Source organism: Sulfurimonas sp. (genome assembly GCF_023228785.1).
Taxonomy (GTDB): Bacteria; Campylobacterota; Campylobacteria; order Campylobacterales; family Sulfurimonadaceae; genus Sulfurimonas.
Genome location: NZ_JALOAN010000002.1, coordinates 60520 through 84927 on the forward strand (window position 1 = coordinate 60520; position 24408 = coordinate 84927).

Below are 24408 nucleotides of genomic sequence, written 5' to 3' on the forward strand. Positions count from 1 at the left end.
ACCATAAGTGTGAAGTGAGTTTTTATCTTCTAATCTATATATTGATTTTTATATGGAAACTTCTCTACTGCAAAGTAATCATCATCAAAATCATCATACTCTTCATAGTTAACACTAAAGATTTTAGGATATCCTTTTTTTACAAGTTCCTCATCTAAAAGTTCACTATTAAACCCCTTATCACGACAGAGTTCAACGATGCTTTCAATATCACGAGCATCAACACCACTAAGTTCCATCTCAAATACTACATCAGAAATGTTCATTGTGTCCTCAAAAAAATTGTTATGTTTAACATAAGAAAAATTTGTTTGATACTAGATCAAACACAGCCAAAAAACCCCAAAATATCTAGTGATATCTTTTCTGACTCAAAGGTCTCTTTTTAGTATAAAAGGATCTTTATCTTGAGCTAGAAATTATACTATTTTTTACAAAAAAAAAGTATATATAAAAACCTGCTTCAGCCTATTTTTATCGTTTTTTCTTTTTGAGTATAATCTTTAAAAAAGGAGTCCTTTATGAAGTTTGTTGCTCTTGTTGTTATAGTTCCTTCTGAATATGAAGATATATTTAAAAAAGTTGCAAAAGATACAGGAGCAAGTGGTGCTACTGTGATCCAAGCAAAAGGAAGTGGAATTGAAGAGAAAAAAAGTTTTTTCTCTCTTACCTTTGAGGGAAATCACACCGTTTTACTCTATGTTTTAGAGGAGAATATGTCTCGCTCAGTTTTAAAAGCTATTAAAGTTTTCATAGAAAAAGAGGAAAAGGATGCCCTTGCATTTACAATGCCTATTTCAAGTATAGTTGGACTTGATAAATCTCTAATAAGTAAGTTTGAAAAAAATATTGAAGATGAGGAAATACTCTAATGAAGAAAGTTCTAGTTGAAGATCTGATGAAAAAAAATGTAACAACCATTAAAGCACATGCAACACTTAAAGAAGCACTGCAAGTTATGAAGGTACAAGGAGTCAAGTCACTTGTAGTTGATAAAAACTGCCCAAGTGATGCTTATGGAATTATTACCAACTCTCAAATACTCCATAGTGTTCTTGCAGAAGATGGAGATATAGAACTTTTAAATGTGTTTGATATTTATCAAAAACCTGCCTTTTTTGTCTCTTCTAAAATTGATGTTAAATATGCAGCTAAAATAATGCTAGAACATAATATCAAAAGAGTAGTAGTAACCGATAGCAATGAATTACAAGGAGTTCTAAGTATAACTGATTTGAGTGATTATCTTATTGCAATGGTCGAATAAGGCTTTGTATGAATGAAATTTTCAAGCAATTAAGAGCTACTCTTTTAGAGTCTGTTTATAATATTTTACCTATACTTATTATCATAACAGGCTTTCAATTTTTAGTATTTCAAACTATGCCTGATGAGATCTTCTCTATTGCTTTTGGCTTTTTAATCGTTATTGTAGGAGTCGCTTTCTTTTTAGTCGGCTTAGAACTTGGGGTATTTCCTCTTGGAAACTCACTCTCAAATGAATTTTTAGAAAAAAAATCAGTTTTACTATTTACTCTTTTTGGCTTTTTCATAGGTTTTTCTGCTTCTATTGCTGAACCTGCAATTATTGCTGTAGCGATGCAAGCACAAGGGATTACAAGAGGTGCTATAGATGCATTTACTCTGCGTCTCATTATTGCTACATCTGTAGGTGCTATTACAGCTTTTGGTGTAATTCGTGCACTCTATGGTTGGTCAGTATCAAAGATTATTATCGGTGGATATATCTTAGTCCTTGCAATTACAGCGATGACTCCTCCTCAGATCATAGGGCTTGCTTATGACTCAGGTGGAGTAGCTACAAATGTTGCAACGGTTCCTTTAATTGTTGCAATTGGTATAGGAATAGCATCTTCACTCAGTGGACGAAGTGTGCTTAAAGATGGTTTTGGTTTTGTTGCCTTAGCTGCCATAACTCCTATGGTAAGTATTCAACTATATGGTATTTTTGCACTAGGTGACAACTTTAATATCGCAGATATTGCCATAGATGCAAATATAGAAAAAGTAAAAACTATCGCTGATTACACTTTTATGACTATACTAGGTGGAATTGTTGATACATTTACAAATATAGTACCAATTTTACTTAGTATTTTTGTGTTTCAATATCTTGTACTTCGTAAACGCATTCCAAATTTAGGGCGTGTTATCATCGGCTTTATCTTCTTAGTATTTGGTCTTTACGGTTTTATCGTAGGTATAAAACTTGGTCTTTTTCCTATTGGTGAGTCAATCGCAAGTAGTCTTGTGGAGATGAACAGTCATTTTTATATATATCTTTTTGCTTTTTTAATAGGCTTTGGAACAACTATGGCTGAACCTGCTTTAGTGGCAGTTATCAAACAAGCTGATAGATATTCAGAGTTAAGTTTAAATGTTACACTAATTCGTATTCTTGTTGCACTTGGTGTGGGATGTGGGATCTTGCTTGGAACCTACAAAATAGTTGAGGGACTAAATATTTGGATACTTATCACTTCTTTATATGGGTTTGTAGTGTTTTTGACCTTCTTTGCACCAAAAGAGATGCATGCCTTTGCTTTTGATCTAGGAGGTGTTACAACTTCAGAGATAACTGTCCCTTTAGTCACAGCTTTTGGCATCTATCTTGCTACAAATATACCAGGTCGCGATATTTTAATGGATGGCTTTGGTCTTATCGCTTTTGCATCTGTATTTCCTATGATTACTGTTTTATCCTACAGCATCGCGGCAAAGAGATTTGCGCCATAAACCCTTAAACCTTGAGAATTAAAACATTCTCTATTGAACTCTCAAGGATATCAAAAGCATAAAAACTAATCTTGCCTGTAGTATGCAGGGCAAGTATATCATGAGGTATATCTTCAACTTCTTTGTCAAATAATTTTGGATTTAGGGAGCTTTTGCGTACTTTAGAAGAGATAGCAAATCCATGAGGAATATCTATTGTTTGGATAAATTTTTCTAGATTTTTCTCGCTTTGTTCTTTCATCACAGACATATATTCTATAGTATCTTCGTCACTAAAGCCATAACTATTAAGACGTGCTTCAAACGGGATCGTGAAAAAATGTACAAGAGTTAAGTAAGCATTTGGAAATAGCTTAGCTATCTTTAAAATTACTTGGGCTGAGGCTGAAGATAGATCTGTAGGAAGTAAAATAGTGTTTGTAATAATCTCACTATCTTTTTTAAGAACCAAAACAGGAACATCTGCACTTCTTACAATATGTTTTGTATGTGATCCCAAATAGACCTCGCTAAAGCTATAAGTCTCTCCACTTTTACCAATTATAATAAGTTTTGATTTAAGAATATTTGCAATTTTTGCAATCTCTTTTTTTGTGTTGCCCTCTACACAATGAAAATGCTTCTCATCAAAGTTAGCAAATGTATGTTTTAGTTTTTCTAAACTATGTTCTTTTATATATTTTATATCTTTTTTGGGTGAAAAAAAGGAGTTCTCTACAATATGAACAACATCTACAGTGCCACCTATTTTTTGTGTAAATTCCATCACTCTTTTTAAAACTGTAAAACTATCTTCTGAGAAGTCTATTGCTACAAGTGATTTAAATTGATCCATTATTTTATACCTTATTTGAATTTTTTTACTTTAACATAGTGTAGATTAACAAATAATAAGTGAAATTTATTTAATAAATTTGAAAAATAAAACTTCTCTACTCTATAATATCTTCATCATTTAACTCATTAAACTCGCTATGTTCTATCGCATCTTCATTAAAATACTCTATCTTATCATCTGCAACATTTAAGTTTCTAAACTTTGCTATGTGAAAGATAGCATCTCCCTCTTGAACAAGTGGAATCTCTGATTTGCCGATAATAACTCCTGCAAAGGGTGATTTTACTTCCATAGTAGCATCACTTAAAGGCTCATCTATATATGCTACAACTTCATCTTTAAGAACTGTATCACCTAGTGCTTTTATAGTTCTTAGCATTCCGCTTTTGTTAGCCCTAGTCCATTGGCTATTTTTTGTAACGATGGGGAGTTTTTTTACTCTTTTAGATACTCTAGGAAGCATATCATTTGCTCTTAAAACATTTACAATTCCATGAACACCTATGCGTATAGAAGTCTCATCAAACCTCAAAGCTCCACCTGCTTCATACAAAAGTATAGGTACACCTTTTTCTTGTGCTACAGCTCTTAGTGAGCCATCTCTTACTTCTGAGTGAAGGATTACAGGAGCTTGAAAAACTTTTGCTAGATTAAATGTGTACTCATTGTAGATGTTTGTTCTGATCTGAGGAAGATTTGATTTGTGGATGGAAGCGGTGTGTAGATCTATGCCCAAATCACACTTTGAGACAATCTCATCAAAAAATATCTTAGCTACACGACTAGCTAGTGAGCCTTTAACACTTCCTGGAAAACTTCTGTTTAGATCTCTTCTATCTGGTAGATATCTAGAGAGTGTCATAATGCCATAAACATTTACGATGGGCACTAAGATAAGTGTACCTTTTAATTTTTTAAGAATCTCTAGCTTTCTTAGTCTCCTAATAATCTCTACACCATTTAACTCATCTCCATGAATGGCAGCACTGACAAAGACGATCGGACCATCTCTCTTGCCCCTCATAACTCTCACAGGCAGTTGTGTTGGAGTGTTGTATAGTTTAGGTAGATCAAGATATATGGTGGTATTTGTCCCTCGAGCTACTTCAACATTTCCCAAAATAAACTTATCTTTTTGCATCTAAACCTACGCTCCTATGCTATCTTTTTTAATCTTTCTTTTTTTACTTAATAGATCAGATTTTGGAGTTACATTTGAAGCAATATAATCCATAATTTTTCCAGCAATATCTATATTTGTAGATTTTTCAATCCCCTCAAGTCCAGGTGATGAGTTTACTTCCATAACAAGCGGACCACGAGCTGACTCAATCATATCTACTCCACAGATCCCAAGTCCCATAGCTTTTGCAGCAGCTAATGCAGTTGACTTCTCCTTACGAGTTAATTTATGTGCGGTTGCACTTCCACCTTGATGTAGGTTGGATCTAAAATCTCCCTCTGCTCCTTGACGCTTCATAGCTCCCACTACTTCGCCGCCAACTATTAAAACGCGTATATCAGCACCACCTGCTTCTTCTATGTACTCTTGAACAAGAAGATTTACATCCATACCATAAAAAGCATCAAGAACTGACTTTGCAGCTTTTTCACTATCTACTAAAACTACTCCAACACCTTGAGTTCCCTCTAAGATCTTAAGTATCAAAGGTGCTCCGCCACTAAGAGCTATAACATCTTTTGCACTTGACTTGTTAGATGCAAAGATAGTTTTTGGCATATCTACATCTTGTTTTGAGAGAATTTGCAAGCTCCTTAGCTTATCTCTACTTCTTGCAACTGCTAAACTCCCAGAAGTTGAAAAAACATCCATCATCTCAAAGTGTCTTATCATCGCAGTTCCATAAAAAGTTCTACTTGCCCCTATTCGTGGGATAATAGCATCTGGAATTGGCAGTTGAGATCCAAGATAGTTTATATGAAGTTGTCCTTTCATAATCTCTATACTACATTTTAAATAGTCTATAACTTTTACTTCCCAACCTTTTTGCTGGGCTGCTTCTACAAGCCTTTTTGTAGAGTAGAGATTTTTATTTCTTGATAATATATAGACTCTCATATTTTTACCTTTTCATATTTTTTTGCTAAATTTTCTTTTGATACATCTACTAAAAATTTTCCACTTAAAAACTTTCTACCTATGAGCATCGGATACTTCATATCTGCTCTATCTGCTAAAGAGATAATTGTTTTATACTTCTTACCAAAAAATTCTACACTCACTTTTATAGATGCTCTCTCTTGGAGTTTTCCATTTGAACTTCTGACTCTCTTTATGGAGTGAAGTGGCATAACTATCTTTTTATCATGATATGCTTCATGGACTGCGTCTTGGAGTGTAAAGTGGACAAATCCCTCATCATCTATATGTATATCATCGCAGTGCAAAGCGTTAGAGTCTGCCCCTGTATCTATTTTTGCATCTAAGTTATAAAGCTCTAAATCCAAAATAGATATAACTTCTCTCCTACCAATAATCTTCATCTTAAGCCACCCATTAACCTCAAAATTGTCGCTATTATATCCTTATTGTTATAAATCTTAAACCTAATGCTTCTATATTATTTTTGTTTTTTTAAGAGTATAATACTTTAATTTATATAACTATTTTGGAGAGGTTTTGAAACATTTACTTACCTTGGTTTTAGCTCTTTTTCTACTTTCTAGCTTCGTTCATTCCGAAGATTTTGACTATCTTGATAAAAAAAATAACACTTGGCTTCAAGTATATAGTAACTCGCTAAAAGCACATAACCTAGATGATGAGATCAAAATACTAAAAAATGAAGTTCTAAGATCAAGTGGCAAGAAAAAGGCTGAACTTGCTCAACTTTTAAAACTTCAAACAAGTAAGAGAAAGATCCTAGATGAACTTCCACAATCTTTTGATGGAATGCTAGAGAAAATCGGTGTAGTTCAAGATGCAAAAGAGGTAAATATCATCGAGTATCTCTTTAAAAATAAAAACAACAACTTCAATATCCAAAACCAAAAACTCACCCTTTTAGAAAAAGAGTACGACGATGCTCAAGACTACTTAAGCAAAGAACTAAGTGCTACACAATCTCAAGAAAAAAAAGATATAAAAAAAGAGGAACAACTTCGTAAAGCAATTGACTTTTTCGACAATGCAAAAGATCTGCTTGAACATAAAAAAGAAGTTTTAAAGCACTCAAAAGAGACCTATCTGCATGAGCTAAAAAGTTATGAAATAACACAACTTCCAAGGCATGGTATTAATATCGCTGTAATTGTGCTTATCTTTGTGCTTTTTCACTTCCTAAAATACTTTATGATCAAAAAAACAAGAGATGAAGATCAGCTCTTTAAGGTAAAAAAAGTTTTAAATATCTCATTTTTTCTTATTCTTTTTTTAGTCATCATAGCATTTAATATCAACAACATTATCTATGCAGCAACTCTTATAGGTTTTATTGCAGCTGCTATTACTATCTCCATGAAAGAGTATCTTCAAAGCATAGTAGCGTGGATGCATCTCTCTTTTGGTGGATCTGTAAAGATTGGCGATAGAGTTCTGCTCTATATGAATGGCAATCCAATTATTGGTGAGATCATAGATATTTCTCCCTTTAAAATGACCATCTATGAGAGTATAAATAACACTACATCTTTGCAACTAAAAAGAGCAGGAAGAGTCGTTTTTGTACCAAACAACTACTTTGTAACTAACTATGTCTACAACTACACCCACGACAAAATGAAGACCATTTATGACCTTATAGAGTTTAGGATTCCTTTTGCTTCTGATACTGCTAAAGTTGAAGATATAACAAACGAGATAACTCTTGAAGTAACTGAGAGATATATGGAAGTAGCCTCAAAACAGTATGGCAATCTTAAAAAGCGTTACGATATGCGTTCTCGCGACTTTAGACCTCGTATTCATCTTATTCCAGATCCTATTGAGCCTTGTTTTATACTCTATGTTTGGTATGTAACGCCATATCATCAGATCATGGAGTTCAAATCTCAACTAAGCCAAAAGATAGTTAAAAGACTTCATGAAGAGGGTATAGAATTTTATGTTAAAAAATAGTGCGATGTTAAATATAAAAGAGAGCCTTGACAAACTTCACCTAGAAGATTTAAAAAACGAAATCCATCCATCACTCTTTGATGTAAATGATGAGTACGATCTGCTTATTGTGCGACTTCCTATAGTTGAAGATGAGCTAAAATTTAGCTCAGTTGGTTTTATCATCACACAAGAAGATAGTTTTTTGTATGATAGATCTAGTGATGAGCTAACAAAACTAGATGATAAGTTTGTAACTACACACAATATTTTAAATAAAATCATCGATAATCTGCTAAAAGCTTTTGAGAGATACAGAGAGACAATAGCCGACATAGAAGAAGATCTATATGACAACCAAAATATAGATAGTTTTATGAAAAAATGGTTAGAGTTAAAAAGAGATATTCTTCGCATTGAGAGAGTTTTGATGCATACAGCAGAGACTATGGATGAGATGATAGAGCATTATGAAACAAAAGATAATTTTCCCATTAACAACTTTATAAATCTTCATGAACATTTAGATAGAACGCTTCGCTCAGCAACACTTCAATACTCAAAACTAGACTACCTTTACAGTTTTTACACAGCTCGTATAAATGATAAAATGAACCACCTTATCTACACACTAACTATCATCTCGGCTATCTTTTTACCACTAAACCTTATAGTTGGTTTTTTTGGAATCAACACAAGCGGACTTCCATTTACTAATGGATCTAGTGGCACGCTTGGTGTTTTAAGTATTATGGTTTTTGTCTTTTTACTAAGTGCTCTTGTTATTAATTTTGTTAGAAAAAGGGGAAAGTCTTTTTGAAAATATGGTTTAGCAAACTTCACGATAAGATTGATAAAAGCGATAAATCTATTACATCCCTAGAAGTGATTTTTAAAAGTACTGCAAATAGCATCTTAAATGAGATGATGTTAAAAATAGAAGATCTTGAGATAGAGCTAACGGAGATAGAGTTTTATTTTTATCAAAGCAAGACTCACAGCGATCCTTTTGTCCATCAAGATAGTCTGCTAAGAGATACTAAAAATTTCATATATGTACATAAAAAAGCGTGGCAACGTGGAGGTGCTGGCATCACATTTGGAGATGGAAAATTTCTAGGAAGTATCCTAATAAGAGGTATAAAACACAAAAACTCTTATTTTGCAGGAAGTGCTACAGTAAAGAAATATCTTGCATCTTTGATAAGCAGTAGCATTGCACAACACAGAGAGCTTCAAGACTATTTTTATAAGCACAAAGAGAAGATCTCTTTAGTTAGATCTAGTAAAAAAGATTTTAAAATCTTCTCTTCATCTCGCATCGGGCTAAATAGAGATAAAAGCAAAGAGTATGCAGATGCTAAGTATAGGTTTGTAAGAGAAGATTACCTTAATGCGTCAAAAGATGAAAATTTTAAAAGCTATGCTAACCTTAAAAACAGATCTACTCTTTCATAAAATATAACTATAAGATCTATTTATTATGCTTGTTTAAGCTTTAACTCTCTATTATCTTAAGAAGAAAGAGAGATCAGATCTATCCCTACTCTTTTTGAGATTAACTGTAAAAGGAGAAAATTATGAAAAAAATAGGACTTTTTTACGCTTCCTCAACAGGAAGCACTGAAGATATGGCAACAGAGATTAAAAAGTCTTTGGGTGATTTAGACATAACTATGCACAACATTGCTCAGTCTGCAAATGATGAGATGACAAAGTACGATGCTCTAATATTTGGTATCTCGACTTGGGGTGATGGAGATCTTCAAGATGATTGGGAGGATTATATCGACAACCTTGATAATGCAGAGCTAAGTGGCAAAACCATTGCACTCTTTGGACTTGGTGATCAAGAAGAGTATCCTGATCATTTTCTATCTGCCATGGGAACTATATATGAAAAAATAGTCTCTTTGGGTGCAAATGTTGTAGGATCCTTTCCTACTGATGGTTTTGAGTTTGATGAGTCAAGTGCTGTTATTGATGATATGTTTGTCGGCTTAGCATTAGATGAAGACAACCAAGATGACCAAAGTCCAAAGCGAATAAAATCATGGTGTGATTCTATTCGTCCTCACTTTGCATAAAAAGAAAAAAAGCTTCACTACTGATTTTTATCGTTCCATCCTCTTTTGAGGTGGAATCTATATCTAAAAAAACACGCTTACTATGCGTCACACCACTAAAGAGCTGTGATAAGAAAGTACAATCTAGCTCTAAAATTAGGTACAATGTCCAGTTTTTAAAATACCATTAGGATATATATATGTCTAAAAAATTGCTTCTTCCTCTAGGCTTTCTTTTTTTTGCATATTTTGTAATTGTTTCACAAGATCTTGCTATTTTACTTAGTGGAATTGCCATTTTTATAATTGGTATGGTTTTTATGCAAGATGGCTTTAAACTACTATCTGGTGGTATTTTAGATAAGTTACTTCAAAAATTTACAAGTAATCTTTTTTATTCTATATTGACTGGAGTAATCTCAACTTCTCTAGTTCAAAGTTCAACTATTACCTCACTTATAGTTATCTCTTTTTTATCAGTTGAGCTTCTTACCTTAGTTCAAGGTGTAGGGATTATCTTTGGAGCAAACCTAGGAAGTACAACGACCGCATGGATAATTTCTAGTCTTGGTGTAGATGTAAAGATCTCACTATACGCTATGCCTCTTATAGTTTTTGGTGTTGTTTTAAGGTTTTCAAAGAATAACGCTTATAAAGGTTTAGGAAATGTTCTTTTAGGTCTAGGTTTTATCTTTTTAGGTATAGCTTATATGAAAGAGGGTTTTGACACTCTAAAAGACTCCATAGATCTAGCTGCCTACTCCATGGAGGGCATTCTTGGGATCTTAGTCTACATAGTTATAGGGATAGTTGTAACTGTTGTCATTCAGTCAAGTGCTGCAACTCTAGCCATTGTCATCACCGCATTAAATGCAGATAGTATCATCTATATAAATGCTCTAGCACTAGTTATAGGGGCAAACTTAGGAACTACTCTTACAGCTATCTTAGCCTCTTTAACCTCAAATGAAAATGGAAAAAGAGTTGCTTTTGCCTACTTTGTTTTTAACCTTGTTACAGCCATTATAGTTACTGTTTTTATAACTTATATTAGTAATTTTGTAGATCTCTTTGCTCCTTACCTTAGCATAGATGATGATAACTATGGAATGAAACTAGCTCTTTTTCACACTCTCTTTAGTGTCATCGGTCTTTTAATCCTCTCACCTTTTGTCTCTGAGATAGTAAGCCTCTCAGAGAGACTTATAAAGAAAAAGGTCTCTGCTCATTCAAAGCCAAAGTATCTACTTGATGCAAACTTAACCCTTCCAGAAGCGGCTATTGTCTCCATTAAAAAAGAGATTATAAATCTATATGAAAATTGCCAAAGGGCAATGCTTCATGCGATAAATCTACACACATCTAACCTAAAAACAAAAGAGGATTTAGAAGTTCAGATCTCAAAAGAAGTTACAAAAATAAACACCGACATAGATGAGATCTACCAATCAAATCTTAAAATACTCTATAGTGAAATCATCAAGTATTCATCTTTTGCTCAAGAAAACATGACAAGCTCCCAACAGCAAAAGATAGGTGAACTAAAGCGAAGTGCAAAGCTTATAGTAGAGGTTTTAAAAGATACAAGAGATATCCAAAAAAACCTAAACTTTTACCTTAAGAGTAGAAATAGTTTTATAAAAAATGAGTACAATATGTTAAGAAAAGAGTTAGCGGCTATCTTGATAGATATAAACATTATAAACTCAACTGAGGATGAGATAGAGAGACTCACACAGCTTGAGGTCTTAAAGTCAACCATACAGGCAAATGATCTGACAAATACAGCAAAAACCGACAAGCTAATACGAGAAGGACATATAAAAGCAACCATGGCAACTTCACTTATGAATGATAGTGCTACAATCTACTCTACTCAAAAGAAACTGCTAGAGATGGCAACTATTCTATTTATAGACAACAAGCTCATCAAAGAGATAGGAGAGCATACCAATGAAACTAAGTAAAATTGTAAGTAAAATCAAAAAATATCTTGCAGATGATAGGTTAGCTAAATCAAAACAAGAGAAGATTCAAGAGATAATCGAAAAATTATCTCTAAAAAAAACACAACTCAAACAAGATATAAAAAGCTGTGAAACAAACCTACAAAAAGAGAAGATGCAAAAAGAGCTTGAAGCAATTTCTACTCTTTTAAAAAATAGCATGAAACTTATTGAAGTAGATAAGTCTTAAGGTGTTTTAAATTCTAAAACCAACATAGTTATATCATCGCTTTGTTCGCAATCTTTAGTAAAGTTTGTTATTGATTTTTCCATAAATTGCATTGTTTGGCTTACACTATCTTGACTTGAAACACTTAGTGCATCACTTACTCTCTTATCTGAAAACTGCTCATCATCTTTAGAAAAAGCCTCTGTTACTCCATCAGTATATAAAAAGAGTTTAGAATTTTTAGTTAAAAAGATAGTCTCATCCCTAAAAGGAAGATCTTCAAAAGCTCCTACAACTGTGTTTCCAACTGCTTTGAGCCTTTTATACTCTTTACCATCACTTAAAAGATAAGGTTCATCATGTCCAGCATTAACGTAATTTAGCTCTCCACTTTTAATGTTTAGTATCCCTAAAAAAAGTGTTACAAACATATTCGCATCGTTGTTAGATGCGATGGTGTTGTTGAGTTTAACAACTATCTCTGATGCTGATAAGCCTATGGTTGAGTAGGCTCTTAAGTAGCTCCTTGTAACTGACATAAACATAGCAGCAGGAACACCTTTTCCTGAGACATCCGCAATTAAAAAACATAGATGCTCATCATCTATATAAAAAAAGTCATAAAAGTCTCCACCAACTGCTCTTGCTGGTTTTAGCATTGCACAAAGTGTTATGTTCTCATTTTTAGCCAAGCCCTTTGGCAACATACTTCTTTGGATAGACTTTGCAATATCAAGTTCACTATCGATCTTTTGTTGTTGCATGGTAGCATCTCTTAGATCTTTTATGTACTTCTTTATTGCTTTTTGCATAGTATCAATAGCTAAAGAGAGTCTATAGATCTCATCGTGAGTCTTTGGAAGAGTTATCTTTATATTAAAATCACTCTTTGCTATGTCATCTGTAATGCGAGTAAGCTCTCTTAATGGCTCAGTTACTCTACGAGATATAAGAGACATCGTAATTATAAGCAAGATAGCTCCAATGGTAGCTAAGATGATGTAGATGATAGACATATAATGTAAAGATGAGAAGAGTTCGTCTATAGGGAAGACAATAGCAAGAGTTAGCTTAGTGTTTTTGATATTGGCGTAGTAAGTCCAGTGTTGTTCTTCTTTTATCATCTCATTATGCTTAAATTGTTTTTTATCATAGATTTGCATAACAAGAGCGGGATCTTTATGAGCTAAAATTTTATGCTCACTTGAGAGTATAAAAGCGTATCCAGAATCAAGTATCTCAATGGTTGAGATCATCTCTTGGATCTTTTGCAGGGTGAGATCTACTGTGAGAATAGCTACGAGTTCTTCTTGATAAAAGATAGGATTACTATATGTTGCCATTAGCATATCTCCACCGCCCTCATCAAAGTATGGTTCACTCCATATAGGCTCATTTTGCTCTAGAGGTATTTTGTACCACTCTTTTGTAAGATAGTTATAATCTTTTGATGCTAGATCTCTATAGTGGATCTCGCCATTTTCCTTGTAGTAATAGGGTGAAAAAGGAGTTTTGTAAATCTTAGTAGGCTCAAAAGCTATAGTTGTACCAAAAAAAGAGTCCTCTTCTTCTAGCATTTGTGTTAAGCCATCTTTGATAGCTACTTCACTAAAGTCGCCCTCTTGGAAAACTTTTTTTATTCTTCTAGATGTTTTTTCTGCTTTTAAAATTAGAGTCTCGATTTGGTATCTACTGTTTTGCTCCATAAGTTGCGCTTTTTGTGTGGCATCTTCTAAGAGTTCTTTTTTTAAAAAGAGGTAGTTTACTCCTCCTGTAAAAGCTAAAATCAAAAGTGCAACAGAGACAGAAGCTAGAGCAAATCTTATAGATATACTACTCACAGACTAAGCCTTAAGACATTAAAACCACCTTCTTGTTTGTACTCTAAGTTTGGTGCATATTTTTTGACTAAGTATATACCTAAACCACCAAGTTCTCTCTCTTGTATTTGTGCATCTATGTTTGGATCTTTATGATCTTGAAGATTAAAAGCTTTTGAGTTATCTCTATATTCCATTATAAATCCACTTTTTTTATCAGTCTCTATCTCAATAGTAATAGAAGGGGTTCTACCTTCAAAGTCGGCATGGCGAACTAAGTTTGTAAGCAACTCCTCGCAGATAAACATCGCTTTAAATTTGGTTTTTTCATCAGCCCCATCAAGATACTCTTCTATTTTTAAAAGAGTTCCCTCTAGCTGATCTAGGTTCATTGCAAATGTTGCCATAATTTTATGCTAGAGCCTCTTGCTTTGTTCCAAATGACTCTATAAAGTTGTTAAAACCCGATAGAAAAAAGACATCATTTACCATCTCTTGCATTCCAAACACTCTATACTCAATCCCCTCTTTTTTAGAAGTCTTAGCCCCTGCTAAAAGAACTTGTAGTCCTGAGCTAGAGAGAAATGTAACCTCACTTAGATCTAGCAAACAAGATTCTGGTCTCTCTTCTAGCAGTTTTGCAAGTTCCGCTCCAAACTTTGGTGCATTAAAAGTATCTAGTTTTCCACTAGGTACAACTATAAGTGTTTTCTCTTCTAGAAATGATGTAACTTCCATTTTTATCCTTTAAGTGGGGTTTATACTTATAATAGCAAATGTTTGCAGTAATGTTATCACAAGCGTAGCACAAAATACAAGAATGAAGAAGATTGAAACAAGCTTGCTGCTCTTTGATTTGGCTCTCTTATAAGCGATGATACTAGGCAGTATTCCAAATAAGATCACAACTCCAACACCGCCAACAAAACTAAGAGCCTTTAAAAAAATATCTGCATATAGATATGAAATAATAAGAGGCGGTAAAAAAGCCACTACAAAAAGAAGATATCTATTTTCTATATTAAAACTATTGGAAAATATATCTTTTAAAAAGTCTTTTAATGACATTCCTATAGATATAAATGAAGTGGTAATTGCTACAATGGCAAAGATTGTAGCTACTACTAAAAAGAGTTCTGAGCCTAAGATCTTTGACATCTCTACAGTCACAGGAACCCCTGTTATATATGCAGTATTTAAGCTTATATCTCCAAACTTAGGAACAACTCCTATGCCTACTATTAGCCAAATTATATTCATAAAAAGAGCTATGCCCATTCCCAACAAGATCGGTTTATATATCTCATTACTCCAGTTAGAAGCTTTGCATAAACTTGGTATAACAAAGTGAAAAACAAAACCAGCTATGATCATTGGAAATGCAATTGGTAAGTATTTCCAATCTGCACTAGCAAACCTACTACTATCTATCTCTGTAGATCCAAGCCCTACGAGAGATAAAAACGAAACCCCAAGAATAAACATAAAAAATGTGTTGTACTTTTCAATAATCTCTATACTAGATACCGCTAATGTCGTAAGTAAAACAAAAATAGTTAAGAGAATTAATGGCTCAAAACTACTCTCTATACTAAAGAGAATCATAACTAACTGTGTACTTCCAGCAAGGTAGCTCGTTAGCACTCCATAAAAAATACTCATATTTGCTATAGATGTGAGCCATTTCCCGCTCTCGCCGAAGTGTTGCTCGTAAAGACTAGGCAGATTAAATGTCTCTTGTTTTGCTTCATTGATCTCACGAACAAGAACAAAACCAGTATAGAGCATAGTTATGCAAAGAAAAAACATTGCCATGAGTGATGGGTAAAAACCAGCTATACCTGCAACAATAGGCATAGCTAAAATTCCAGCACCGACCATATTTCCAGTTATGAGCAGTGCTATAAAAAAGATAGTTTTTTTACTCATTTATTTGGTTTGGATCTTGTGAGCAAATATAATCTCTTAACTCTTTTGCTAATGGTGTGTAACTTTGAATAAGAGAGTAATCAAACTTTAGGTTATTTATAAACTGAAATACTAAAGCATTGTCGTGATGGTAGTGTGGAAATATTCCAGCAAATATATAGCCCATCTCTTCTAGACTCTCTACTAGATCTGGTAAGTTTTCATCCTCTAGATCTAGGTATATGTAGGTAATATCAATCTTAGCAATAGAGAACTTTTTTGTTAGAAACTTTACAAGATCTAGTGCATCAGAGGCTATGCTTTGAAGAATTATTTCAGCGATGTTTATAGCAGGTATAATAGTATCTACTATCTGAGTTTTTAGTGGCGTTATTTCCCTTTTTGATGGGGCTTTTTGTCTAACTTTTATACCTATACCATCATAGAGTTTTGTTATCATTTGCTCATGTTTTTTTGGCATAAAAAGTTCAACTATCTCCTCTTTTTTTAGAGCTATATAACTTATGATAGTTGATTCTCTTTGAGTTAAACTATTGGTTATATTTCTAAAAGATAGCTCAGATCCAGCATACCCAACCAAAAGAGCTACATCACTAAAGCCATACTTAACGCAGATCTTTTGTGTAAACTCATGGTTTGTAACTGAGTGAGAGAAGATCCCATGATATGAAGATCCCTTTGCTTCATGCATAATCTTAGATATAAGTTGACTCATAATACCTTGCCCACGAAACACAGGATCACTTATCGCCATTCCCCACTCACTTATCTTTGCCCCCTCAAATGGTTGCATCAAAGCAATATGTCCTATGACTCTATTTTGCTGTGAGATTGCGACTTTTGATATAAGAGAATTATCTTCTATATTGTTGATTAATCTATCTGGGTAATAAACCAAATCATTAACATAAGAGTAACCATAGCTTTTATAAAAAAGGCGGGAGATCCCGGTTATATCCTCGCTTGTTGGAACTCTTATGAGTTCAAACCTATCTTCTTCTATAGCCTGTTGTAGTTCTAAATTTTCATCTATTCTTGTATTTGATGCGTAGATTGTCATCTCTATGGAGCGACCATCTTTTCCTTTGTTTATATATCTATACTTATCTAAAAGCTTATGAATCACAAAGTCACTAAGAGCACTTATATCATCCCCATCACTCTTTGCAAGGCTCTCAAAAGAGACATTTTTTACCATCTCATCAAGACTCTGATCTACTTTTTTAAAAGGGTTTTTAGGTATGCCATTATCTGAGATAGAAACTCTTAAGCCAGATGCAATTTGCGAGATCTCTACTTCAATATCTTCTTCACTACCAGACTCAAAATCAAAAGAGATAGTGTTTTGCAGACTCTCTTCTAAGGCATAAGAGAGTCTTTGTGTCTCTTTTTTACTAAGTCCTACGAGTGAGCTTATAGAGTTTAAATAACCAACCAAAGGCTCAATAGAGTCAAAATCATTTTTTATGATTACTTTACTAGTTTTATACATGCTAAAGGATCAACCTTTTATCTAAGATTCTCTTTGTTTTACCAGTTCTTGCATTTTTTTCTAAAGTATCTGAGTTGCACCACTCTACTGAGATTGGATGAATTATATTATTAGCAAGCAACTCTGTAAACATTGGTCTTTGCTCATAAAGGTACTCTATGATCTTAGCTGAGAGTAGTTCTTGATCTGATGGCAAAGATACGGCAACTGCTCTTATAACTGCTCTATCTTTTTTACCGTCATGAGTCACTAGAAGTTGAAAGTTTACTACTTTTACCTCATCGCTAAAATGTTTTAAAACGTCCATAATATCTTGAGCATATAGTGTAGCTGGACCTATTCTAGCACCCTCCTCAGAGCGACCAAGAAGTTTAAACCTTCTATCCTTGACTCCTACCTCCTCACACCACATAGCCATATCGCCAACTGGGTAACGAATAAGTGGCATAAGTTTTCTGTTTAGGTTTGTAACTAAAAGTACGCCTCCTCTATTTGGCTCACTTATTACTTCAAGCGTATCTTCATCTACTATTTCCATAATAGTACTCTCATCAAATACTCTATGCTCACCATTTTTGCAAGTTGCCTCATCAAAGTAACCTAATTCCCCTCCATCAACAGATGCATAAAGAACTGAGTGAACTTTTATATCGCCAAAGAACTCTCTTATAGCTTGAAGTTGATCATCATAAAATGACTCTCCACCAAAGAGGATTAGTTCTATGTTTAGCTCTATCTCTTTGTGTTCTTGAAGGTAAGAGACTATATTCATAATGGTAGTTGGAACACCAGCGATAACATTTATATTTAGCTTCTCAAGCATCTCTACCATTACAGATATTTCAGTCTGCCCAGCGATAGGATAACTCACACCAACATCAGCACACTTTATAAGATCTGTTATATAGATAAAAGAAGCATATAACTCTCCACCATAAAAAAGATTTGCAATGCGATCACCTTTTTTTATGCCATTGTTTCTAAAGCCTCTCCCCGAAACCTCTGCAAAGTCACCCCACTCTCTTGCAGTGAAGTAAGAGTATTTTGGATTGCCCGAAGTTCCCCCACTCTTAAAGACCAAACCGCTCTCATGTTTTGCTGTAAGAACTCCCTTTCCAAAGTTCTCATTTGCTCTCCAAAATTCTTTTTGATCTACTATAGGATATTTTGAGATATCATCGCAACCTTGCGCCACATTTTCATAGTGTTTTAAATAGTAAGGCGAGTTTTCTCTAACGAAATTTACATGATCTAAAAATTTCTTCATTTTGCAATCCTTTTGTCTATGATATGTTTAATCTTTCCTGAGTGAGTAACCATCTCAAACTCCTCAATATCTACTAAGTGAGTCTCAAACTTTAAGCCTATGTCTACACTGACTTCTAAGTCTTTATAGTTTTTTTGCAAATAAGTGCTTATCTCATCACTACTCACACCAATGGTTGCATCTAATTTTAGGGTTAGTTTTGTGTCAATACCCTCATTTGTAAGAAGGACTTGAACTACTCCGCTATAGTTAAATCCATCTTTAAGAAAGTCTGCAAATTTGTTAAAATGCAGAAATGGACCTCCCGCTTTAAAGACATCACTACTTCTTCCTTGAAGTGTAAATTTTGGCTCTACTCGTCCACAAGAACAAGGCTCTTTGTTTATAAAACCGCTATCGCCTATCTCGTAGCGTAATATATTTTGACCTTTTCTCTTCTTTGAGCTGAAGATGAGTCTTCCGCTCTCTCCATCAGACACTTTTACTTCACTATCAAGATCAAAGATCTCAAGCTCTTGAATGTGAGATAGTAGATGATACTCATTTGACTTACATTCACTACACTGATAACCTAAAGGACCAGCATCGTTACTTCCATAAGCAGCAGCGCGGACAAGCTCAACTCCAAACTCAGATTTCAGATACTCTATCTGCTCTTGTGGAAAATGATCCCCTCCAAAGAAGAGTTTTTTTACCACTCTATGCTCTTTAAATAGCTCTTTATTATCTGCAAAGAGCTTCATAATCAAAGTTGGCAAACTCAAGATTGAATTTATGTTTTTCTCAACTATAAGTCTTCCTATCACCTCAGTGTCTTCCATAATTCCCATAGGATAATGTGGAACCCTTAAGTACTCTAAAATAGTATGAAAACTTAAAAATCCACCATAGAGATGCCCAGCCGCAAACATATTTATAACGCTATCACTCTTAGGATCTAGCCCTGCACTAAAGAGACCATAAGCAGTAGCTTTCATTTGGGTGTGGTAATCTTCATAGGTGTAGTAAGAATAAGTTGTTTTTCCAGAAGAACCACCGCTTTTAAAGGTTAGATCTACAAACTTACTCTCAACATCAAGAGCTTGAAACTTCTCCTTACTCATAATAGAGATCTTTGAGAGATCTCTTGTGTAAGATCCCTCAAACTCTCTAAAACTAGCAACTCCATCTAGTTCATCACCCAAGAGTAAAGAGATCTTTTTCATAAAAGAAGGTAGAGCATAAACACCATCGTGAGGCTCGCCAATATACCCATCATGCATATGACCAGCCTCCCGCACTCTTAAACAACCAGAACCAAAGAGTCTTCTTGAGAGTTCTACAACTCTGTGCTTTGGAGCTATAAGTGCCGCAGTTTGAAGGTAACTCTTCATAGGATGCAGTACAGATATGATCTCATCTGCTTTAAGAGGTTTGATAAGAATAGTTCTAAAAAGAGGCGATACTCCTAAACTTTTTCGTTTGTCAGCTATAACGCTCCAACTTAGATCTTTTGCTCTTAAAACATAGGTAAGATCTAGAGCTTCTTCAGTTTTAGCGATGCTCACAACTGTACTGATCTCAGCCTCAGCTCCACTACTAGGAGTAGATCTTGGCATAGTAGGTGAAATCTCACCTAGGATAGTTGCAAAACTATCTGCAAAACTCTTTAACTCTTCAAAATTTGAACTCTCCACAAAAATATCTTGAGGGCTTGAACAAGCGTTTTGATCTAGTAAACAAATATCTTCTGCTACTTTTCTCATAGCGTTACTATCTTTTATCTTCTCTTTTGCAAAGTAAGCAAAAGAGATCTTATGTCCCCACGGTACAAATCTAACACCTTGTGGAGTCATATTTTGCACACTCTTTATCGCTTCTTCGCTTCCCCAAGCAGACACAACATCTGCGGAGTCTATGATCTGTTGAAGTAGCTCTTTTTGTTTTGAAGAGACTTCTAAAATGATGATGTAAGGCTTTAGTAACTCTTTTGTATCAAACTCTAAAAAAGCTTCCATAAAGAGTTGTGGAAGTTGGTTTTGATTTGTAGAAGTTTTTAAAATGTTTACATTTCCACTAAGAAGTCCCTCAAATACACAAAGAACTCCAACGGTAAAAACATTTGTAGGAGCGATATGAACAAGTGTTCCTAGTGGCATCCAAGCTTCAAAATGCTCCTCTTTCATCGAACTTCTATCGATACTAAAAGGGTTATCACTTCCAAGCTCAGAGATTAGTTTTTTCTCAAGATTTTCCTTAGATATAAAAGAGATAATACTACCTAGCATCGCCTCCGCTTTTGGTCTTGAAGCCTCTTGTGTTTTCATAGCGAGATCTACAAACTTCTCAAAAAGTTCGCCATGAGATGAGAGTTCCTTATGCATCTTTTGTGAGAGTTCTAAAAAATACTCTATAACAAAAGGCTTACCTAAAACCGGTTCTATAAAACTTGTTATGTTGTCTAGGTTATTTTGAAGAGTCTCATCACTTATCCACTCTCCTTGCCATAAATGTTTTTGCATCTTAAACCCCTCTCTTTTTTAAAAGCTCTGATGCAGAGACTGCACAACTTTTGTTTTGACTAACTCCGGCACGACCAAGAACTTCAAAAAAAGGTGTCTTTGCCCCACAAGAACAATCACTTGCTCTATGCATAACTCCTAGATCTCCCATCATAACACTCACAGCAGGAACTGAAGTTATATACGGAGTTACAAAGTTCATAAAGCCACTTTCTCCGTAGCCAAGTACTTCTAACGTCTTCACATCTCTTACAAAAAGTCTTGAGTATGTTGGAACATGAAGTTTATGATTTTCACACTCTATGTAGGGGATGGAGTGCTCAACCGAGCCATAAGCATCACGGATCCTTGCAAGTGAGATGCCCAAGTACTCATTTATGAGCGAGAAGAGTTCCTCTTTTGAGATCTCTTTGTTTGCATAACCTTTCCAGCCACCGCCAAACATCACAAGGGACTCAGGATGGAGCTTGATTTTTATATCCATTTCTTTCATTTGCATCAGAGCAAAGTACATAAATGAGGGAAAGCCATGGATGCGAACAGGAAGATCTTGTTTTGCATACTCTTGAAGTTTTTTCACCGTCCCAAAACGGTCAAACTCATGAGTTCCTGCCGTTTGGCGAAGTGCAAAAAAGACCTCTTTTGGTTTTGAGAAAGAGGTAAGAAAAATATTTGTATTTGTAGTTCCTACTTTAAAGTTTTTAAGGGGTTCGTAGGCTAGTAAAAGGTAGTTTGCTTCTTGCTCTGGTGAGTTAAAACCTATCTCATTATAGATAAACTTAACCATCCTTCTAGCACTTAAGATCGACCACTCATCAAAAAACATCTGAGACTTTTGACCAGATGTTCCAGAAGATGTGAGATGCTCAGTAACACTATTTTTATCGATAGAGATAGACTCATGCATCTTAAAAAAGTTAGCATGTATGAAAGGAAGCTCTTTTAAATCATCAACGCTTTGTAACTTAGAGAGATCAAAATCGCAAGTTAGTTTGTTATAAAACTCATTGTTTTTTCTATGCCAAGAGATGATCTCTTTAAATGCACTAACAAACAGAGCATCTAGCTCATCGCTAGAGGCGTAAGCATCTGTAATTTCACAAAGCTTTTGTACATTTTTTAAGGCAGAAGTATCGGGAGGAAGAAGCTTAGACATGTTTAAATCCTTTTAACATAAGTTAATATTATGTAGCTTGAAAAATTATATCTTCTATCTTATGAATGCTATATTAAATTCATTTAATGGGGTACATTTTGAAGACCTTATGGCATTTATAGTTAATTTTTTCTAGGATATAATGACCCTATGAAAAAGAAACTTTTGCTACTTGAAGATGATCTTGCTTTAAATGAGACTGTTGTTGATTATTTTGAGAGTCTTGGCTTTAGTATTACTCCTGTATATGATGGAAACAGTGCGCTTGACGCTATCTATGAGAACAACTTTGATCTCTTGCTCCTTGATGTCAATGTCCCAGATATAAATGGTTTTGAGATCCTAAAGAACATAAGAGAGCAAGGGTCTACAACTCCAGCGATCTTCATCACTTCACTAAACTCTATGCGGGATCTAGAGAGTGGCTACGACAGCGGTTGCGATGACTACATAAGAAAACCATTTGCACTAAAAGAGTTAAAACTAAGAGTTGAGACTATTTTAAAACGAGACTTTTTTCATAGTAGAAGTGATAAAATAGAGATTGACGAAAATATCTACTATGATACTAAAAGCGACCTGCTAAGTATAGATGGCGAGGAAGTTAAACTTAACAACAAAGATGCAAAGCTCTTAAAACTCTTTTTGCAAAATAAGGACACAATTGTAACTCACGAGACTATTTATAGCACTCTTTGGGAGTACGGCGAAGAGATAAGTGAGAGTGCTTTGCGAACATATATAAAAAATCTACGAAAATACCTAGGGAAAGAGAAAATTGTCAGTATTAAAAAACTTGGATATAGATTTACCACAAAGTGAAAAAAAAACACTATATAGATTTTTAGCTCTATATGTTTTTTTAAGCATTGTCATCTTAGCTTTAACAGTCTCACTCTACTACACTCTACAAAAAGAGCTTGCATCTAGTCAAAAAACAATCCTCTTAGATGAGTATGCAAATGAGTTTTTAGTGGCACTAGAAGATCTGCACAATGACAAAACTAACACCTTGTTATACCCTCTAGATCAAAAGTTTAAAACTTCACTCTACGACAAGGACTATAAACTTATATACTCAACTCTTGAGAACCCCATAAACCTACTAACAGAAGTAACTTACACAAACAACAAGATCATAAGATATGTAACTCAGCCAGAAAAGTACTACTTAAACACTCAGTACATAGTAGTAGAGATGACTGACGACAAAGAGTGGTTGAGTGAGACCATAAACACTATTGTCATCTTTGGATCTCTGTTTTTCATTACCATGATGCTTGTTGGGTATTTTTTGCTAAAGCTTTTTCTAAAGCCCATGCGAGATGCTCTGCACCTACTAGACACCTTTATAAAAGACACTACACATGAGTTAAATACTCCAGTTAGTACGATTATGACCAATATTGAGCTTATTGATAAAGAGAGCATTAAAGACAAATTTCTTCTAAAGAGCATTAACCGCATAGATATAGGAGCAAAAACGATCTCCAATATTTATGATGATCTGAGCTATCTAATATTAAATAATAGGATCATCTCAAATAACGAAGATATAAAGTTAAAAGAGTTAATAGAGGAGAGGCTTGAGTATTTTTCTCTTCTTAGTGCTATGAAAAAAATAGAAATCACAACTACTCTAGATCCTAGTGTTGTACTTTATATTGACAATAAAAAAATCTCAAAACTCATAGACAATATCTTATCAAACGCCATTAAGTACAATAAAATAAATGGCTCCATAGATATAGATCTCAGCCCAAATAGACTTACCATCAAAGACACAGGCAAAGGCATTAAAGATGAGCATCTAGATCTGATGTTTGAGAGATATGCAAGGTTTGATAAGATTGTTGGCGGTTTTGGCATTGGTTTAAACATTGTAAAAATGATCTGTAGTGAGTACGACTTAAGCATAAACATAAGATCAAAACTAGACCATTGGACAGAAGTCTCCATCTCTTGGTAAATTCCTCAATCATTCCACGATTATTTTATATACTGCTTCTATAACAAAAAAGGAGTACAAGATGAAAACACTTAACAAAATCTTACTAGGTTTGGCGGTAGTTGGTTCACTAACAATAGCAGCAGCGGATGGTGCAGCACTTTACAAGAGTTGTGTGGCATGTCATGGTGCGTCTGGTGAGAAAAAAGCTCTGGGCAAATCAGAAGTTATTACTGGCTGGGAAGCTAGCAAAACTATTGCAGCACTTAAGGGCTACCAAGATGGAACTTATGGTGGGGCTATGAAGGGTTTAATGAAAGGTCAAGTTAAATCTTTAGACGATGCTCAAATTGAAGCTTTAGCAAAGCACATTGAAACAACAAAATAACAAAAACAAAAGAG

At 34.4% G+C, this 24408-nt stretch carries 25 protein-coding genes; 12 read left to right on the plus strand and 13 right to left on the minus strand.

Annotation, left to right across the window (positions count from 1 at the left end):
- Nucleotides 1–29: 29 nt before the first annotated feature.
- Nucleotides 30–266, minus strand: a complete 237-nt coding sequence (locus M0Q24_RS00830) for a hypothetical protein (protein WP_295045833.1) — start codon at nt 264–266, stop codon at nt 30–32.
- A gap of 255 nt (nt 267–521) precedes the next feature.
- On the opposite strand from M0Q24_RS00830, the gene M0Q24_RS00835 reads away from it, so the two are divergent.
- From M0Q24_RS00835 to M0Q24_RS00845, 3 genes are read left to right on the plus strand one after another with little or no spacing between them, the layout of a single operon-like run.
- Nucleotides 522–872 (plus strand): hypothetical protein, encoded by a 351-nt coding sequence (locus tag M0Q24_RS00835; RefSeq protein WP_295045836.1) that lies wholly within the window; start codon nt 522–524, stop codon nt 870–872.
- A complete protein-coding gene (locus M0Q24_RS00840; protein ID WP_295045839.1) occupies nt 872–1267 on the plus strand; it encodes a CBS domain-containing protein in 396 nt (131 codons plus the stop codon). The genes M0Q24_RS00835 and M0Q24_RS00840 overlap by 1 nt, the downstream gene beginning before the upstream one ends.
- A gap of 8 nt (nt 1268–1275) precedes the next feature.
- Nucleotides 1276–2757, plus strand: coding sequence for a DUF1538 domain-containing protein (locus M0Q24_RS00845; RefSeq protein WP_295045842.1), 1482 nt, complete (start codon nt 1276–1278; stop codon nt 2755–2757).
- A 4-nt stretch (nt 2758–2761) separates the two neighbouring features.
- Here M0Q24_RS00845 and M0Q24_RS00850 read toward each other — a convergent pair whose 3' ends face one another.
- The 4 genes from M0Q24_RS00850 to M0Q24_RS00865 all read right to left on the minus strand — a co-directional run bounded on the left by M0Q24_RS00850 (nt 2762) and on the right by M0Q24_RS00865 (nt 6100).
- Nucleotides 2762–3592, minus strand: coding sequence for a universal stress protein (locus M0Q24_RS00850; protein ID WP_295045845.1), 831 nt, complete (start codon nt 3590–3592; stop codon nt 2762–2764).
- A gap of 97 nt (nt 3593–3689) precedes the next feature.
- Nucleotides 3690–4736 (minus strand): succinylglutamate desuccinylase/aspartoacylase family protein, encoded by a 1047-nt coding sequence (locus tag M0Q24_RS00855; RefSeq protein WP_295045848.1) that lies wholly within the window; start codon nt 4734–4736, stop codon nt 3690–3692.
- Nucleotides 4737–4742: 6 nt separating this feature from the next.
- Complete coding sequence (rimK, locus tag M0Q24_RS00860; protein WP_295045850.1) at nt 4743–5675, minus strand: 30S ribosomal protein S6--L-glutamate ligase; 933 nt, start codon at nt 5673–5675, stop codon at nt 4743–4745.
- Nucleotides 5672–6100: a RimK/LysX family protein gene (locus M0Q24_RS00865; RefSeq protein ID WP_295045852.1), complete on the minus strand. Its 429-nt coding sequence runs from the start codon at nt 6098–6100 to the stop codon at nt 5672–5674. Before M0Q24_RS00865 ends, rimK begins: the two co-directional genes overlap by 4 nt.
- Before the next feature lie 136 nt (nt 6101–6236).
- On the opposite strand from M0Q24_RS00865, the gene M0Q24_RS00870 reads away from it, so the two are divergent.
- The 6 genes from M0Q24_RS00870 (at nt 6237) to M0Q24_RS00895 (ending at nt 11914) form a co-directional block, all read left to right on the plus strand.
- Nucleotides 6237–7673: a mechanosensitive ion channel domain-containing protein gene (locus tag M0Q24_RS00870; RefSeq protein WP_295045855.1), complete on the plus strand. Its 1437-nt coding sequence runs from the start codon at nt 6237–6239 to the stop codon at nt 7671–7673.
- Nucleotides 7660–8472 carry a CorA family divalent cation transporter gene (locus M0Q24_RS00875; RefSeq protein WP_295045858.1) on the plus strand — a complete coding sequence of 271 codons (813 nt, stop codon included), beginning with the start codon at nt 7660–7662 and terminating at the stop codon, nt 8470–8472. Before M0Q24_RS00870 ends, M0Q24_RS00875 begins: the two co-directional genes overlap by 14 nt.
- Nucleotides 8469–9110 (plus strand): hypothetical protein, encoded by a 642-nt coding sequence (locus M0Q24_RS00880; RefSeq protein ID WP_295045861.1) that lies wholly within the window; start codon nt 8469–8471, stop codon nt 9108–9110. The genes M0Q24_RS00875 and M0Q24_RS00880 overlap by 4 nt, the downstream gene beginning before the upstream one ends.
- Nucleotides 9111–9232: 122 nt before the next feature.
- Nucleotides 9233–9739, plus strand: a complete 507-nt coding sequence (locus M0Q24_RS00885; protein ID WP_295045864.1) for a flavodoxin — start codon at nt 9233–9235, stop codon at nt 9737–9739.
- 179 nt (nt 9740–9918) lie between these two features.
- Nucleotides 9919–11685, plus strand: coding sequence for a Na/Pi symporter (locus M0Q24_RS00890; protein WP_295045867.1), 1767 nt, complete (start codon nt 9919–9921; stop codon nt 11683–11685).
- Entirely contained in the window at nt 11672–11914 is a 243-nt protein-coding gene (locus tag M0Q24_RS00895) for a hypothetical protein (RefSeq protein ID WP_295045870.1), read from the plus strand. The genes M0Q24_RS00890 and M0Q24_RS00895 overlap by 14 nt, the downstream gene beginning before the upstream one ends.
- Here M0Q24_RS00895 and M0Q24_RS00900 read toward each other — a convergent pair.
- Genes M0Q24_RS00900 through M0Q24_RS00935 form a run of 8 tightly spaced genes read right to left on the minus strand, consistent with a single transcriptional unit; the run spans nt 11911 to nt 22058 of the window.
- Nucleotides 11911–13734 (minus strand): SpoIIE family protein phosphatase, encoded by a 1824-nt coding sequence (locus tag M0Q24_RS00900; protein ID WP_295045873.1) that lies wholly within the window; start codon nt 13732–13734, stop codon nt 11911–11913. The two genes, M0Q24_RS00895 and M0Q24_RS00900, sit on opposite strands and share 4 nt — an antisense overlap.
- A complete protein-coding gene (locus M0Q24_RS00905; RefSeq protein ID WP_295045876.1) occupies nt 13731–14120 on the minus strand; it encodes an ATP-binding protein in 390 nt (129 codons plus the stop codon). The genes M0Q24_RS00900 and M0Q24_RS00905 overlap by 4 nt, the downstream gene beginning before the upstream one ends.
- 4 nt (nt 14121–14124) lie before the next feature.
- The gene (locus M0Q24_RS00910; protein ID WP_295045879.1) at nt 14125–14451 is read right to left on the minus strand and encodes an STAS domain-containing protein; all 327 of its coding nucleotides are present in this window, start codon (nt 14449–14451) and stop codon (nt 14125–14127) included.
- A 9-nt stretch (nt 14452–14460) separates the two neighbouring features.
- The gene (locus tag M0Q24_RS00915) at nt 14461–15642 is read right to left on the minus strand and encodes an aromatic amino acid transport family protein (protein WP_295045882.1); all 1182 of its coding nucleotides are present in this window, start codon (nt 15640–15642) and stop codon (nt 14461–14463) included.
- Entirely contained in the window at nt 15635–17134 is a 1500-nt protein-coding gene (locus M0Q24_RS00920) for a GNAT family N-acetyltransferase (protein ID WP_295045885.1), read from the minus strand. Before M0Q24_RS00920 ends, M0Q24_RS00915 begins: the two co-directional genes overlap by 8 nt.
- 1 nt (nt 17135) lies before the next feature.
- The gene (locus M0Q24_RS00925; protein ID WP_295045888.1) at nt 17136–18401 is read right to left on the minus strand and encodes a hypothetical protein; all 1266 of its coding nucleotides are present in this window, start codon (nt 18399–18401) and stop codon (nt 17136–17138) included.
- The gene (locus tag M0Q24_RS00930; RefSeq protein ID WP_295045891.1) at nt 18398–20902 is read right to left on the minus strand and encodes an acyl-CoA reductase; all 2505 of its coding nucleotides are present in this window, start codon (nt 20900–20902) and stop codon (nt 18398–18400) included. The genes M0Q24_RS00925 and M0Q24_RS00930 overlap by 4 nt, the downstream gene beginning before the upstream one ends.
- 1 nt (nt 20903) lies before the next feature.
- A complete protein-coding gene (locus tag M0Q24_RS00935; RefSeq protein ID WP_295045894.1) occupies nt 20904–22058 on the minus strand; it encodes a hypothetical protein in 1155 nt (384 codons plus the stop codon).
- A gap of 150 nt (nt 22059–22208) precedes the next feature.
- Here M0Q24_RS00935 and M0Q24_RS00940 point away from each other — a divergent pair, with 150 nt between their 5' ends.
- The 3 genes from M0Q24_RS00940 to M0Q24_RS00950 all read left to right on the plus strand — a co-directional run bounded on the left by M0Q24_RS00940 (nt 22209) and on the right by M0Q24_RS00950 (nt 24394).
- A complete protein-coding gene (locus tag M0Q24_RS00940) occupies nt 22209–22880 on the plus strand; it encodes a response regulator transcription factor (RefSeq protein ID WP_295045897.1) in 672 nt (223 codons plus the stop codon).
- Nucleotides 22837–24027, plus strand: coding sequence for a HAMP domain-containing sensor histidine kinase (locus M0Q24_RS00945; protein WP_295045900.1), 1191 nt, complete (start codon nt 22837–22839; stop codon nt 24025–24027). The genes M0Q24_RS00940 and M0Q24_RS00945 overlap by 44 nt, the downstream gene beginning before the upstream one ends.
- 61 nt (nt 24028–24088) lie before the next feature.
- Complete coding sequence (locus M0Q24_RS00950) at nt 24089–24394, plus strand: c-type cytochrome (RefSeq protein WP_295045903.1); 306 nt, start codon at nt 24089–24091, stop codon at nt 24392–24394.
- The last annotated feature ends 14 nt before the right edge of the window (nt 24395–24408 follow it).